Source organism: Marinicella marina, assembly GCF_030065545.1.
In the GTDB taxonomy this organism is placed as follows: Bacteria; Pseudomonadota; Gammaproteobacteria; order Xanthomonadales; family Marinicellaceae; genus Marinicella; species Marinicella marina.
On record NZ_JASJNC010000005.1, the window covers coordinates 201,340 to 215,501 of the forward strand.

Annotated in this window: 12 protein-coding genes; 1 reads left to right on the forward strand and 11 read right to left on the reverse strand. The window is 37.4% G+C overall.

Going from position 1 to position 14,162, the window contains the following annotated elements; translation table 11 throughout:
- Window positions 1-10: 10 nt before the first annotated feature.
- The 8 genes from QNI24_RS09555 to QNI24_RS09590 form a co-directional block, all read right to left on the reverse strand.
- On the reverse strand, window positions 11-1,852 hold the full coding sequence (locus tag QNI24_RS09555; RefSeq protein ID WP_267176471.1) for an amidohydrolase family protein: 1,842 nt from the start codon (window positions 1,850-1,852) through the stop codon (window positions 11-13).
- Window positions 1,852-2,619 carry an ABC transporter permease gene (locus QNI24_RS09560; RefSeq protein WP_267176472.1) on the reverse strand — a complete coding sequence of 256 codons (768 nt, stop codon included), beginning with the start codon at window positions 2,617-2,619 and terminating at the stop codon, window positions 1,852-1,854. The genes QNI24_RS09555 and QNI24_RS09560 overlap by 1 nt, the downstream gene beginning before the upstream one ends.
- The gene (locus QNI24_RS09565; RefSeq protein WP_267176473.1) at window positions 2,616-3,536 is read right to left on the reverse strand and encodes an ABC transporter ATP-binding protein; all 921 of its coding nucleotides are present in this window, start codon (window positions 3,534-3,536) and stop codon (window positions 2,616-2,618) included. The genes QNI24_RS09560 and QNI24_RS09565 overlap by 4 nt, the downstream gene beginning before the upstream one ends.
- A gap of 147 nt (window positions 3,537-3,683) precedes the next feature.
- Entirely contained in the window at window positions 3,684-5,888 is a 2,205-nt protein-coding gene (locus QNI24_RS09570) for a DEAD/DEAH box helicase (protein ID WP_267176474.1), read from the reverse strand.
- The gene (locus QNI24_RS09575) at window positions 5,885-6,778 is read right to left on the reverse strand and encodes a HamA C-terminal domain-containing protein (RefSeq protein ID WP_283708685.1); all 894 of its coding nucleotides are present in this window, start codon (window positions 6,776-6,778) and stop codon (window positions 5,885-5,887) included. Before QNI24_RS09575 ends, QNI24_RS09570 begins: the two co-directional genes overlap by 4 nt.
- A 693-nt stretch (window positions 6,779-7,471) precedes the next feature.
- Window positions 7,472-8,953 carry a S41 family peptidase gene (locus QNI24_RS09580; RefSeq protein WP_267176476.1) on the reverse strand — a complete coding sequence of 494 codons (1,482 nt, stop codon included), beginning with the start codon at window positions 8,951-8,953 and terminating at the stop codon, window positions 7,472-7,474.
- 84 nt (window positions 8,954-9,037) lie between these two features.
- Window positions 9,038-9,856, reverse strand: coding sequence for a helix-turn-helix transcriptional regulator (locus tag QNI24_RS09585; protein WP_267176477.1), 819 nt, complete (start codon window positions 9,854-9,856; stop codon window positions 9,038-9,040).
- A 67-nt stretch (window positions 9,857-9,923) separates the two neighbouring features.
- Entirely contained in the window at window positions 9,924-11,021 is a 1,098-nt protein-coding gene (locus tag QNI24_RS09590) for a bifunctional chorismate mutase/prephenate dehydrogenase (RefSeq protein ID WP_267176478.1), read from the reverse strand.
- Between the two features lie 84 nt (window positions 11,022-11,105).
- On the opposite strand from QNI24_RS09590, the gene QNI24_RS09595 reads away from it, so the two are divergent.
- Complete coding sequence (locus QNI24_RS09595) at window positions 11,106-11,807, forward strand: CsgG/HfaB family protein (protein ID WP_267176479.1); 702 nt, start codon at window positions 11,106-11,108, stop codon at window positions 11,805-11,807.
- Window positions 11,808-11,885: 78 nt separating this feature from the next.
- Here the strand turns inward: QNI24_RS09595 and QNI24_RS09600 are convergent, their stop codons facing one another.
- The 3 genes from QNI24_RS09600 to QNI24_RS09610 all read right to left on the reverse strand — a co-directional run bounded on the left by QNI24_RS09600 (window position 11,886) and on the right by QNI24_RS09610 (window position 14,045).
- A complete protein-coding gene (locus tag QNI24_RS09600) occupies window positions 11,886-12,974 on the reverse strand; it encodes a hypothetical protein (RefSeq protein WP_267176480.1) in 1,089 nt (362 codons plus the stop codon).
- Entirely contained in the window at window positions 12,967-13,380 is a 414-nt protein-coding gene (locus QNI24_RS09605; protein ID WP_267176481.1) for a hypothetical protein, read from the reverse strand. The genes QNI24_RS09600 and QNI24_RS09605 overlap by 8 nt, the downstream gene beginning before the upstream one ends.
- A 143-nt stretch (window positions 13,381-13,523) precedes the next feature.
- Window positions 13,524-14,045, reverse strand: a complete 522-nt coding sequence (locus QNI24_RS09610) for a fasciclin domain-containing protein (protein ID WP_267176482.1) — start codon at window positions 14,043-14,045, stop codon at window positions 13,524-13,526.
- Window positions 14,046-14,162 lie beyond the last annotated feature (117 nt).

A 14,162-nucleotide genomic window follows, 5' to 3' on the forward strand; every position in this document is an offset into this window, starting at 1 on the left:
TTTATGAACTTTATTTTAACTCAATATTATCAATCATGAATTCATATTCACCGAGTTCTTGAGAAATAACGAACGAAATATTACTGACTTCGGTTAGATCAGCTGCTTTGAATTGTGATAATTCAACAACATGATTCTGCCATTCTTTTGATAATTTGATCATATGCGTTACGGGCTGAAAACTGCCTTTTTCGAATAACAACAAGGCCAGTTCTTGCTTTGCATCAATGGATTTAGCGTCAAAAGTTAATTGTTTAATCTGACTGAAGTTAACAGCTTGTGTTGGGTCTTGAGACAGCATGTAGCTGAAGCCACTCCAGCGATACATAAAACCCTTCAGGATTTCGCCCTTCACATGTAAGTAGCTATCTTCGCTGTTTTCATGAGATTTTTGGTTTAACTCAACGGTCGATTTGCCACCGGCCATTTGATCTGTGGATTCAATGATGCCTTGACCAATTTGCGTCTCAGTTAGGCTGGCATTGAAGTCACTAACCAGGCCTGGTTGGATGATTGAGTTGTTGTTAACAGTGTTAGCCAAGGTGGTTCTTTTATGACTGCTGCCATTTTTCCAAATTTTAGCGATGTTTTGGGTATGGGTGATGTCATCAAATGGATTGTTATTCAACAACACCATTGAAGCCATGGCGCCTGTTTTTAAAGTGCCACGTAATCCCACGTCAAAGTGTTCTGAAACAGCACCTGTGGCACTGTGTAATACTTGTTGCTCAGTCATCCCTGCTTTGACCAAAAACATCAACTCGCCATGCAGGGTGGCGCCGTGGGTGGTTCCTGGGTTAGGTGCATCGCTACCTGCTAAAATACTCACACCCGCTTTAGCGAGTAATGAAACACTTTCCATGGCATTTCTAAAGCCTTGTTCGGGGATGCCAAAGGCTGGAAATTTGGCGTCGAGTTGTTGTTTCTGTTGTTTGCTTAAAAAACGGCTTAGGTTTTGGTTTTGTAGTAATTCATCAGCATTGGAAAGCTGTACTGCTGAGGCCAATACTGACAATGTAGGAACAACAAATGCATTGTTATTCAACATGCTTTGGATGAATTCATCATCAACCACCGAGTCCATAAAACTGTGAACAATACCATCTGCACCGGCATTGATGACTTCCTTGGCTGATATCAGGTTATCCACATGAACCACCAACATGCGATTATTCTTGTGTGCGCTTTCAACCAGTTCAACCATGACTTCATAACTGACAGATGGGAAGTGTTTTCTGTCTGCCAGCTCAGAGTTGTATACGGCTTTAATGAAATCGGCACCATCGTTTATGCGCTCAACCACAAAACCTTCCACTTCATCCACATGGTTGAGAACAGGAATATCAAAACCAAACTGGGTACCATGACCATTGGTGGTTGTGGCTAATATGGTGGCGCTGAATAAATCGGCATGATTGGTGTTAGTAACTGAATCGCGGTTTTCAAAATGATCTTGGGCGAATGCAGGCATGGTGAACATATCCAATTCTGTGGTCACACCAAAATTCAAAGCATCCTCAAGCGCTTCACCATAAGCATGGGTATGGGCATCTATTAACCCGGGTATAAGGGTTTTGCCTTGGGCATCTAGAACTGGAAAATTGTTTTTGTTTTCAATGTTAACAGCAATGTTCGCTATTTTATTGTTTTCAATCAATACATCGGTCTCTTCAAAAACTTTAAACCCATCAAACAAGCGAACTTTACTGATGATAAAGTTCTGATCGAATGATTGGCTGTTTTCATCAACTTGTTCATTCGAGTCAGTGGGTTCAATAGATTCATTCGGCTCAGGAAGCAGGAAGAACAAACCAGTTATTACTGCTGTGATAATCAGGACTTTAGTTTTCATTATGATTTATCCTTTTTGTAATAAGCTTTCATTGCCAATAAGATGAAAACAATGGAATATGCAGCCAGTACACCCAAGTGTAGGTAAATGCTGTCACCTACATCCATATCAATCACTTTCAAAGCCACTTGAGCCAAATGATAAGGTGGTAATAAATTCGCCAGTGATTGCATCATTTCAGGAAATAAAGTAATTGGCAGCCATAAACCAGATAAGAAACCCAGTGGTAAATAGATCAGGTTAACGGTGGCTGGCGCAGCACTGGATTTCAAACTCAAGCCCAAATACATACCGATGGCACAGAAGGGTAATGAACCAATGATTAATATCAACGCAATCAACAACCACTGACTCCTGTAAAGTTGCACGTCAGCAAAGACTGCAGCCATAAAATACAGCAGACAGATAATCACAAATGAAAAAATAAAGGTTAATGCCACCCGTGCAAAAATATAAGCAGAAGCGGGCATGGGGGAAACTTCTTTTAAATTAAACCAGCCTTGACCACGTTCTACTGCGATGCCCACTCCAAACGAAAACAAAGCTGGACCAATCACACCAAACACGCCATAAGTGACCATTAAGTAGGTCGGCATGGCAGGTGACATGGAAAACACAATGCCAAAGAAGGTGTAAAACATAATGGGGAAAAGCAGGGTAGGGATGCTGAATCCTGGCGTTCTGATTAAACGCATGAATTCAGTTTTCGCCTCTAAGATATATATTTTCAAAAGATTTGGCTTTTCAGATAGGGTTTTTGTGTTCATAGTTCTTCTCCTGCTGCATTTGTTTTCATAGGATTGGCTTGATTCAATTGAATAAAAGCATCTTCAAGCGCTGCGCCTGTGACGGTTAAGTCTTGGATGTCATCGCTGACCTGAAACAGCTTCCTAAGGATTTTTGAGCTGTCTTTACTTTGAATTTCGTAGTACTTGCCTGAGCTGGTGATTTTCAGCTTGTCACCTATCGACATTAGTTCAGCCAGTGGTGTTGAAGAAATAAAGCGAATTTTCTTGGTGTTGATGTTGGCCTTGATCTCATCAGGTGTGCCTTGGTGAATGATCTTGCCTTGGTTCAACATGATAATGCGGTCGGATAATTGATCCGCCTCTTCCAAATAATGTGTGGTGAGAATCACGCTGGTGCCGTTGGCTTTGAGTTCATTGATGGTGTGCCACAATGATTTTCTGGTTTCGATGTCCATGCCGACACTGGGCTCATCTAAAAACAACAACTTGGGGTTACCACAAATGGCTAAGGCGAACAGTAAGCGCTGTTTCTGTCCACCAGATAAAGTTTTACTGTACTGGTCTTCAATGCCAGCTAATCCAGCCAAATCAATGATTTTTTGATACGCAAAAGGATTGGCATAATAACTCATGAACAGTTCGATGTGCTCTTTCACTGTCGACATGTCAGGCAAGCCAGATAATTGCAGCATCGCACCGCACTGTCTTTTCAGTTCTATGCTACCGGGTTTCAAGCCGAAGATGGAAACCTCACCCGTGGTTAAAGCCATGCGACCCAGCATGAGGTTAATCAACGTGGTTTTACCCGCGCCATTGGGCCCTAAAATGCCCAAGACCTCTCCTGAACGAATGTCTAAAGAGACTTGATCTAAGGCCAAATTTTCATCAAATTTCTTGGAAACTTGATGAATTTGAGCGATGTGTTCGTGCTGCATAATGAATCCTATTGGTTGCTATAGGTTCATTATGGTAATTTTGTAGGGGTTATTGAATTGAGGAATGTCACTAATGTTTTGTGACATTTGTCATTTTGTGTCGGGAATTAAACTTAAGGTATTTCTGAGCTACGTACTTATTCTTATTCAAAATGCACTTCTGATTTTAGAAATCTCATATTTCAACAGATTGTTTGATGAAAGTTCTTCATCAGAAAGTTGATTAAGATTAATAATATTCATTTCAGGAGTTCGGTCTTTATTAATGTATTTGTCCAATTTTCGGATAGCAGATAGCGGGATATCATATTCACTTAAAGCAGCTATATTGGGGTGTAAAAATCCGTTTTCTATACTACTCGAAATGAAAGAGTAGTTCCCATATTTTAAATTGTTCTTTTTAAAAACATACTCTTGCAAATTAGAAACTACATTTAACCATTTAGGTAGCTTGTAATCAAACCAATGGCGAGTAATATGTAAGATAGAATAAGTTGCAGTATCAATTCTCTTTTGTCTATCTGGAATCTTTTCCGTCCAAAAGGAATCATTAATGTATGTGTTTATGACTGCTCCTATTGATTTTAAATTTATATATGAAAACGCAAAACTAGCTAACCACCGAGCAGATAATCTACCAATACCTTCAATATAAGTTTTATCACCTGGTCCTGCTAGGGTATCCCAACATAATTCAATAATGGTGCTAAGATTGTCAAAACTCTTTGGAAGGGAAGACCAAGCTAACTCCTTGTTGTAGTATGGTAGATTTGATTCCAATTTCTTTACTATAGCTAATTGGGCATCAATTGATATGCCTGTATTCAATTTAACGACATCCTTTAAATCATCTGGAAGACTATTAAACTCCTCAAGTCTAGGCTTAGCTTTTTCTTCAATTTCTTCATCTTCTAGGCCTATCAATATTTCTAAAGGTGCTTCTTCTTGGTTGAATAGTGGAATATCAATAAATAATTCCATTTGTTCTGGTTGGTCTTCAAAGCGAATTACATTTCCAACAAAGTGCTCTTTCATGCGTCCCGACCTTCCCGCAATATTTTTATAATCAAAGAAATCAATTGGTTTGGGACCTTTTTTCTTATCGAATAAAACCACATTCTTCGCAGATGTGTTTACTCCTTCAATGAGAGTTGACGTGCAAAACAACCACCTAATTGACCCATTGTTAAAGTAGTCAACTATCGTGCTACCCAAATGCCTAGGGACTGCACCGTGATGAAAGCCGATTCCAAATTCAAGAGCATCATTTAATGACCACTTACCATTGATATTCTCTTTTACCCATTCAATAACGTCATTGTTTTCTTCAACATATGGGTTGTTAACCTTAATAACATTTTCTTTTAGGAATTGTAAAAATTCTAAAGCGAGGTTTGTTGTTCTGTTTGGTGCTGAGCAGTAAACGATTGTTTGTTCATTCTGGGAAATGAGGTAATTGAAAAGGTTTAGCTTTTTAAGTTCCTTCTTTTCTTTTACCTTTAGTTTACCTTCTACTATGTTGCTCGTTTCATCAACTGCAACAGTTGCAAACTCGGTTGGAAACCAAGTAAGTTCAAACTTATTTTTGAAGTTAACAGGGATATTTTTAATCATCGGCCCCAATAAGTAGAACTTGTTCGTAAACTTTAGAAGTCTGTGAAATGCTTGATTTAGAGCTATTGCTCTATCATCGTCTCTATCAATACTAAGCTTGTAGAACTCATCAATTACAAAAAACTCTATTGAGGGAAATTTATCATATTCAACGACTCTTTCACCTGTAAAAAGGAAAATGTTTCCTTTCTCATCATCAGGTTCTTGGCTTGTTGAAACAACAACTTTGTATGAGTCCTTATATTTCAATAATTTTTTTCTTGTTTCATCTAGTAATGCAAGGGTGGGTTGTATAACAACAATTTGCTTATACAATTTGCTTGCGATTAACTCTTCTATTAGTAGACTTTTCCCAAAACTGGTTGGTGCACTTACGACAAGTGATCTTTTGCTTTGAAGTTCTACTGATAGTTGTTGTTGTTCTTCGTGCAGATATACTCCATCCAAAAAGGGTGACTTATGGTATTCAAATCTTAATAAACCACTCTTTGATAAGTATTTTGGCTTCACATATGGATATAATCCTGCAGACTCAGTAATATCGTTCCATATAGGTTTTGTATGTTCAGGTAAGAAATCCCAACTATCATGTATTCTAATGACTAAGTCCCTACCTTCAATTTCGTTGTTACGTAAAAGGAATGAGCAATATTTCGATAAATCGAAACTATCTTCAGTTGATATTTCTGTGTTCTGGGAGAGAAAATCAACGGCTTGGGTATAAGATTCAAAACTCATATTCTTTGCATTGATTTTAATCTTTTATCTAGTTCGCTATTTAAAGCATCTTTATCTGGGACTGGTAAGAGAAGCAAAATAATTTCTACATCTGATTCTGGCTTACCATTATTGAATCTAGTACATAAGTCATTACATTCATTAACAAAGTCATCAAAGTACTCCTTAGTGTTATCATTATGATTTTTAAATAATTCACTGTTGTAGGTGCAAACCATGGGAATTACAATGTTTGAAAATATTTTATCTAGCCTTTGGTGTTTGTCCATTAGCTGACGCCAATGTTCGATTTCAGGTACTGAACTAGGCAATTTTCTGGAAATAAGATTAAACTCCTTCCTAATGTAGTCTTCGTTTACATGTTTTGTGATGTCACCTAATAATTCTCTAATACCACTTTTACCTGTTTTGTATAATTTGGATTCTCCTAACCACAACTTTTTCTCATCTCCATTTATTGTAATTTGAACTCCATCAAATCCATGGGCTGGAACATTGTGAGAGTCCTTAAAATACATTTTGGAGATTAGAGGGATAGTATTATGAAAGTCTCTTAGAAGTAAGTGTAAGATAAGTTCCCCAAACTCTCCTCTAGTTTGATACTTCTCAGTTAGGTAGACTGTTTCTGCAGCTTCTTTTAATCTCTCGATAATTTCGGTTAATGGAATATTCTCACCGCAATGATAACCAAGAGAAAATTCAGGAATGACATTTCTGATAATGTCAACAAGAGGGGCGAATCGAAATTCATTTTTATCAAACCCTACATGATAAGCCCTAATACCTATATCTGATATTTGTTCATCAATTACTAGGTCACTTTTGAATGGTCTTGTCATTTGATATTTTGTATTGTAATTTCCGTGTCCTTTTATTATAAACATTAACATAATAGTATACACAACTGCATAGTTAAAGGCTATATATTATGTATTCTTATGTACATGAGGGTGTTGTAATAATTACTAATTAGTATCATCTAAATATTTAAATAAATTGAATTATGCTCGTTCCCAAGCTCCAGCTTGGTAATGCATAGAGGTTTAAAACAAAGTAATAATTTCAATTTAAATTAGAAACTAATTTATGATTATTTTCCATAATGTAGTATCCCTAAGGGTTCCCAGACAGGAGCTTGGGAACCAGAAAGAAATCATTTCAATTGGATGATTTTCTAAACTAAAGATCCTTCTGCCTAGGTTCCTGCTCTCACGGCCTACGGCATTCCAATATCGCTTCTTGTGCTTCGCCCAAATCGCAATATTTCAATCGCCTGGCCTTCCGGCTCGACTGGAATGACGTGTGTTTTTAAGTTTTATTCAACAAGATGTCATCCCGAGCGTAGCGGAGCGCAGTCGAAGGATACCCAAAGGGCAGACCCTCTCCCGAAGAGTAGAGTGTACTTATTTAGAATGAGAGAACCAGTGTTAGGAGATCCTTCGGTTCCACTGTGGCTCCACTCAGGATGACAAGTTAGTTTTGGTTATGTTTGAGCTTTGAATGCATGAGCTTTGATTAGGGGTAATCGCTCATTCCCTCAAAGCTCCCAGTATTAATCAATCATACATGTTCTTGGCAACTGGCTATTTGTGATTCAATATTTCTATGGTTTTATCAATCCATTCATAGGGTTTAATGGTTTTGTCAAAATAGTAATCAGGTTGAATGCCTTTTCCGTCGATGGTCATTTCAGGGATTCTGTGACTTTTTGACAGTCCATACCACAATTTAAATTCTTTTGATGGTGATTCAACATGGTACATATTTGAAATATCTAATACACCTGCTGTAGTGGTTCCAAAAAGTTTTACTTTTGTACTTTGTTTGGCTTCTAAGAGAAATTGTTCAGTCGTACTGCCAGAATAATTATTGATCAAAATGGCAACATTCTTTGGATTGGGATAGACATTTTTAAGCGTATCAATATTGACAATACTTTCTTTTAAGTCAACAAATTCTCCGATGTGCTTGTTTAATTTATGTAAACTTTCTTTTGCCCATTTTTTATCATCATCTGACCAATCTGGATCATTCATGTAATCAACCATTCGTTGATTGTTTAATTCTGTTGATAAAAAGGCTACACCCACTTTTCTTATTGGGTTTGTATAGAAATAAGGCTTTATTTTTTCATAACTGGTATCTGCGCCACCACCGTTATTTCTGACATCTATGATGAGATTCTTGCTACTCTTTATCAGGTCATCATTGTTGGCTAATAAACTATCAATTATCTTTTTATTGGAATAATTAAATGATGGAATTTTCAATAACACGGTATCATCAGATACTTTTTCAATATAAGGTTTTTGGGCATACATTAAGTTGTAGTATCGATCAATGTTTTCATCAATTTTTTGTTCAGGTAAAACCCTTTTAAGAAGAATAAAGCCTGAACCCGCACGCAGATAAGTTTTGCCCCATAATTCAACAATTTCGAAATCTTCTACTGAATGGTCGCTCATAAAGTATTTCATACTGTACTTGCCTTCATTTGATTTAAAAATTTCAAGTTTGACTTGGTTTTCTTGCCAGTTGGGACTGGTAGATTTGACGATAAAGCCAATATATTCTCTGTTTGGGTTTTTATCGTCTTTTACGATGCCAATGGTGTAAGGCTCTGAAAACCAAACGCCTTCAAAACCTGGGTTGTTTCCAAGCTTTTTTATGTAGTTGTCAAAATCTTTTTTATCTACTTTAAATTGTTCAGTATTTTTATATTTTTCTATTTTTTCTTTATCCGATGCTCCAGTTGGTTCAGATGTATTCTGATTTTGGGCAATTAACTGAACATTGAGATGACCCGTTCTAAAAAATTCTGTCCAGTCATTGAGTAATGTATGGCATTCATTTAAACCCGATATTTGCGACGCTTTTTCAGTGTAAAGTTTATTATGTGCTGCATAAGAATTTTCTCCTTTGATGTCAATGATATATTGAAATCCTGCATCATTTTTTTCAAATGTTTCCGTGAGCCATTTGAGGTTTGAAGAACAGTCAAATGTTTTTGAAAATGCTTGTGTTGAAGTGAGTAGGGCGAGTGTGATTATTAGATTATTATTCATTTTTGATGATTACCTTAGATTTATTTTTTATTAAATATAAATGAATCTTCAAAGATAAAATTGTAAAAAACCTGCAATCATATTTTAAACACTTACAAAAACTTTGTTATCAATAGAAATTAATTTTGATTTAATTTCTTTTGGTGTTACTTCGCACATAAATTTTGTTTCTCTTATAAAGTGTGATTGGTCTGAATAACCATTGATGTAAGCAATTTGAGCCAATGAAATCTCTGGATTAGAAATAACGGATTGGATGGCATTTCTGATTTTTAAAATCCTGATATATTGTTTAGGGGTAATTCCGAAATGATCAAGGAACAGTTTATACATTTGCCGTTCACTGCATTTTATGTGTGACAGCAATTCTTTTACAGTCAATAAGGCTTGCTTTTGGTGGATAAATTCAATAGCTAATTTTAAATTGTCTTGAGCAAAAGGCTTGAGTTTAGTAATGAGAAAATCTTCGATAATCAAAGCGCGTTTGGTTAAGTTTGATTCTTCAAAAACATGCCTTAATAGACTCAAATCATTATAAGAAAATAGGGTAGTTGAAAAATCATTATCTATGATTTGAGGCATACTTGGTATGTCAAAGAAATGAAAATAGCCACTTGGATGGAAATCTATACAAATTTCATCCCATTTTTGGGTTATTTGAAATTCACGAGGTGTGTTGTACAGCCCAGTTGTGTAAGCAAAGATGGTATCTTGACTGGGTTGACTACTGAATGTTTTTCCTTTTTGAATCAATCCATTACCATTTGAAATGCCTAAACAAATATTGGTATTTGGATATGACTTTACTGAGGTTTGAGCATCACAGTCATTTTGATTAAACAATATAAATTGAACATATGGTTTAAGTATGTTCGATTTTATATTGTGTACTTTTGATTTCATTGACTGATTTTTAATTCTTTTGTAACTGTTTCGCCCCATCAACGTTATTAAGGTAAATGCTGGTTAATTAACTTCTTTGGTTTATATAGCTTTTGGCTTGGGTCATGATGTTAACGAAAGCAGCTTGGTTGTCTTGGTGCACCATTTGGATGATTCTTTGTACAGCATCGGACAGGGCATTGAGCGTGGTGGGGCTGTAATGATTCAGTTTTTGAATCTCAAAATATAAATTGGGATTTTCAGCTGAAACATTACTGGCGATACCTAGTTGGGCATCGAAAGTGGTGCTTGAGAGTTTGGCCAAAGCTTCAGCAGCTTCACCAGACTCTGATAACACCGTCATGAAGGCGATGTTAATGACATGGGATAAACCAAGCACATAGGCAATGAGGCGGTCATGATCTTCAAACTTCATGTCAATCCGTTCTGCCATGGTCGGTTGAAACAATTGTTTGACTTGATTGACTGCCTCTTCATTGCCCATATCGATAAAGATGACATGCTTGCCTGACATCAGCTGTATGTCAGGCCCAAACATGGGGTGAATAGAAACCACCCGACAGCCCGAATCTGCCAACTGTCTGAGTGGCAATCGCAAAGGACTTTTGATTGAAGAGATGTCTAACACTATGCCACTGGGTTTAAATGGTATCAGCTCACGCAATATGTCGGCACTCTTTTGGATCGGTGTGGCCACGATGATGTAATCGTGATCTAACTCAATACTAGCAAGATCAGCAATGAAATTCTCTTGGTGGGGTAGTGGTTCCATGTCGTTGATATGAACATCGAAGTTTTGTGAGGCCAAAAACTGTGCAAACCATTGGCCCATCTTGCCGTTACCACCAATGATCAGGGCAGATTTGTTGGCGCCATAATTAGATTCTTTGACTTTTTGAATTTCCTGCTTACTTAACGAAGTTTCAATCACCAATTCAAAAATATGCTGGGCTATTTCAGGATCCAATCCTTTTAATTTGGCGTGGTTTTTGATTTTATCAATAACTTGCTTTTCGCGTTGATAATCTCTGGTCGGTGAATTTGTGCTCAACTTCACATTTCCAATTTGTTCGACGTTAAACTGACGTTCAGCGATGAGGGTTATAATCTGTTCATCAATTTCATCTAGTTTTCTGCGTAGTTGGTCAAGTTTTTTATTATCCATGATTGATTGTGAGCAAAAATAAGAGTAGATTGTTACAATATATGTAAGAATTATCAATTAAATATTTTATCTGGGAGAAGAGAAATGAAAAAGTTACTTTTTTTAATGACAACATTGATGTTTGTCGGCAGTGCAATTGCCAAAGATCGAGCGGTGGTGGCCGTTTTGGATTTCACTAACGAGACCAGAGCCCATTGGTGGCAAACTGATGTGGGTCGTGAGTTAGGCGGCATGTTGGCCAATGAATTGGTTTCAACCGGCGCTTTTAAAGTGGTTGAGAGAAATAAATTAGACAGTGTTTTGGGTGAGCAAGATTTGGGTGCTTCAGGACGTGTCTCAAAAGCTTCAGCAGCTAAAATGGGTCAAGTGACTGGTGCACAGTACCTCATCACTGGTAATGTGGCTGCTTACGATGAAAACACCAAGGGTACCGGCGGTGGTATCGGTTTCAAAGGTATTTCAATCGGTGGCAAAAGTTCTAAAGCTTATTTGGCGATTGATTTGCGTGTGGTGAATGCCACCACGGGCGAAGTTGAGTACGTCAGAACTGTTGAAGGTCATTCTAAAGGTGGTGGCATGAGTTTAGGTTTTTCTCGCAGTGGCTTTGGTGGTTCATTGGGTGGTCATAAAAAGACCCCAGCTGGTAAAGCGATCCGTGCAGCTTTGATTGAAGCAACTGATTACTTGGCATGCGTGATGTACGACCAAGACAGTTGTATGAAGGAATACCGCGATAAAGAAAGAGAGCGTCGTAAAAAATCTAAATCAGCGTTGTCTTTAGATTAATCATTATTCAAGTAATGCAATAAGAAAGGCCGGGTTTTACCCGGCCTTTTTTTGTTTCAATGATAAGGTTCTTAATTATCAGTTGTCTTCAAATAAAGATCCAGCTACCCAATCAAATTGGCCGCTGGCTGTTCTGAAAGCACCACCACTTACAGTAGAGGAGACGCCACTGGTGGAATTACTTGAACCACCGCTGATTGTTGAATATTGTCCGTTGGCATAATTATTGTCACCGCCGCTAACTGTAGAAAATGCAGTATCCGCAACATTAAACTCTCCACCTGTAATACTTGCAGCTGTTGAGTCAAGTGTAATCAATGCGTTTGCGCCACCATTAATGATGGCATATGCGCCCGCATTGGAGTTAGTTTGGCCAGTTGTGATTGTTGTGTAAAGCCCACCGCTGGTTATGTTTTGAAAGCCAGTTAGAATGACATTGTGAGCTGTGTTTAATATATTAGAATTACCGCCTATGGTGCCACCAAAGCTGGTATAAGAGTTGCCTTTTCCGGTGATGATGTTATGTGATCCTGTGTAAACATTACTTAATATGGTGCCTCCAGCATCAGTACATTGTCCCAAACCAAAAATACCAGGTGTTGAACAAAACAATCTGGGTGAAGTTGCATCTTCGTTATATCCAACTATTAAATTACCCAAACCATTGGTCGCGCCTTCTGTATCACCACTGCCATCATTGATTTGCACATTAATTCCTTCAAAAACTGCTGCATTCAGTCCTTTATAAAAACCAAGTGATAAATATCCATCCAATGTAAGCACTGAATTGGAATTAATGGTATCGACATTGTTTTCTATATCATTGAGGCTCGCAACCAATTCTGAATTCTCATTGATTAGAAAATTAGTTGTTGATTCAAGTTGAGTGATGTTGTTTTGTTGAGCCAAAACAGTTTGTTGTAATGTCGAAATTGCATTGTTTGCATCAGCTAGATCGTTTTGTAAGGTGCCGACTAGGGTAATTAAGTCATCTAGCCTGGTATCGTTATCGTCAACAGCCGTTTCTATGGCTTGAAAGTTTTCATTCACTTGATCTGCACTCGCAGGTGTATTTGGAGTAAATGTATGAGGTATTTCCACATCAGAGGCCACAGTTAACTGACTTATTAAGAACAGATTGATTAGTATTATGGTTTTCTTATTCATTCCAGGCTCCTTCGTTCCAATTCATCACATCCCACTGCCATGCTGTATCAGAACAATTGATTAAAGTTTGATTAGCCCCACCGATGGGTAGAATGCCGTTGTTATTGATTAAGCGGCAACTTTGTTGGTTGGGGTTGTTAGGTAATTGAGTGGTTTCAATCAACCAGTTCTGTCCTATGTTTACATAAGATTCAAATAGGTATGAACCATTTTGATTGATTGTAATAAACTCAGATATTTGATTTGAGGTTAATAACAAAGTTAAACCATTGTTGGTAATACCATTAGCTGTGATTGTTATTAATCCATTCTCTTCAAAATTTGACTTGTAAAGTAAGTCATTGCTCAATGCATTTTGAAAAACATGCAATGCAAAGACGACGGTAACGATTCTTAATGCTTTCATATATGGTAGGTTATTGTTGCAGTAATATATAAAGCGTAATTCAATGCATTTCACATCATTAATTTTTGAAAAATTTTCTTAAAGCAAAAAAAAAGACCGGATATTCCGGCCTTTTTTTTGGTCAAAATTTTGTGCGAAAATAATTATGATGCTGGTGGTAAGATAACAGTATCAATAACGTGTATCACACCATTGCTTGTGTAGATGTCAGTTTTAACAACATTGCTGTTGCCGTTTAATACAACACCACCATCTTTTACCATGATATCAACTTTGCTGCCTTGTACAGTGGCTGCTTCAGTTAAGTTAACAACATCTTTGGCTTTTACTTTGCCTGATACCACGTGGTAAGTCAAAATAGCGACCAATTGGTCTTTGTTTTCTGGCTTCAACAAGCTTTCCAAAGTACCTTCTGGTAATTTTGCGAATGCTTCATCAGTTGGTGCAAATACAGTGAATGGACCGTCGCCTTTCAAAGTGTCTACCAAACCAGCAGCTTTAACTGCTGCTACCAATGTGTTGAAAGAACCAGCTGCTACAGCTGTGTCTACGATGTCTTTGCTTTTCTCTTTCTTGCCGTAGTTACCGCCAGCGATTGCGCCGAAAGCAAATACTGTTAATACAGCGAAAGTGACTAACTTTGAAGTTTTATTTAAAATGTTCATATATATTCTCATTAATATTTGTGGATAAAAAGTCGTTACGTCCGTCGCTCTGTTGAACGTTGAGCACTATAGTAAGCAGGGTATCGTCGTTTATGTGTGATGAAAACCAGATGATGG

What these genes read in the sequence shown, in the direction of transcription:
- QNI24_RS09575 (WP_283708685.1), bottom strand. Translation starts at nt 6,778, where the DNA reads ATGTTAATGTTTATAATAAAAGGACACGGAAATTACAATACAAAATAT.
- QNI24_RS09610 (WP_267176482.1), bottom strand. Translation starts at nt 14,045, where the DNA reads ATGAACATTTTAAATAAAACTTCAAAGTTAGTCACTTTCGCTGTATTA.
- QNI24_RS09585 (WP_267176477.1), bottom strand. Translation starts at nt 9,856, where the DNA reads ATGAAATCAAAAGTACACAATATAAAATCGAACATACTTAAACCATAT.
- QNI24_RS09580 (WP_267176476.1), bottom strand. Translation starts at nt 8,953, where the DNA reads ATGAATAATAATCTAATAATCACACTCGCCCTACTCACTTCAACACAA.
- QNI24_RS09595 (WP_267176479.1), top strand. Translation starts at nt 11,106, where the DNA reads ATGAAAAAGTTACTTTTTTTAATGACAACATTGATGTTTGTCGGCAGT.
- QNI24_RS09560 (WP_267176472.1), bottom strand. Translation starts at nt 2,619, where the DNA reads ATGAACACAAAAACCCTATCTGAAAAGCCAAATCTTTTGAAAATATAT.
- QNI24_RS09605 (WP_267176481.1), bottom strand. Translation starts at nt 13,380, where the DNA reads ATGAAAGCATTAAGAATCGTTACCGTCGTCTTTGCATTGCATGTTTTT.
- QNI24_RS09590 (WP_267176478.1), bottom strand. Translation starts at nt 11,021, where the DNA reads ATGGATAATAAAAAACTTGACCAACTACGCAGAAAACTAGATGAAATT.
- QNI24_RS09600 (WP_267176480.1), bottom strand. Translation starts at nt 12,974, where the DNA reads ATGAATAAGAAAACCATAATACTAATCAATCTGTTCTTAATAAGTCAG.
- QNI24_RS09555 (WP_267176471.1), bottom strand. Translation starts at nt 1,852, where the DNA reads ATGAAAACTAAAGTCCTGATTATCACAGCAGTAATAACTGGTTTGTTC.
- QNI24_RS09570 (WP_267176474.1), bottom strand. Translation starts at nt 5,888, where the DNA reads ATGAGTTTTGAATCTTATACCCAAGCCGTTGATTTTCTCTCCCAGAAC.
- QNI24_RS09565 (WP_267176473.1), bottom strand. Translation starts at nt 3,536, where the DNA reads ATGCAGCACGAACACATCGCTCAAATTCATCAAGTTTCCAAGAAATTT.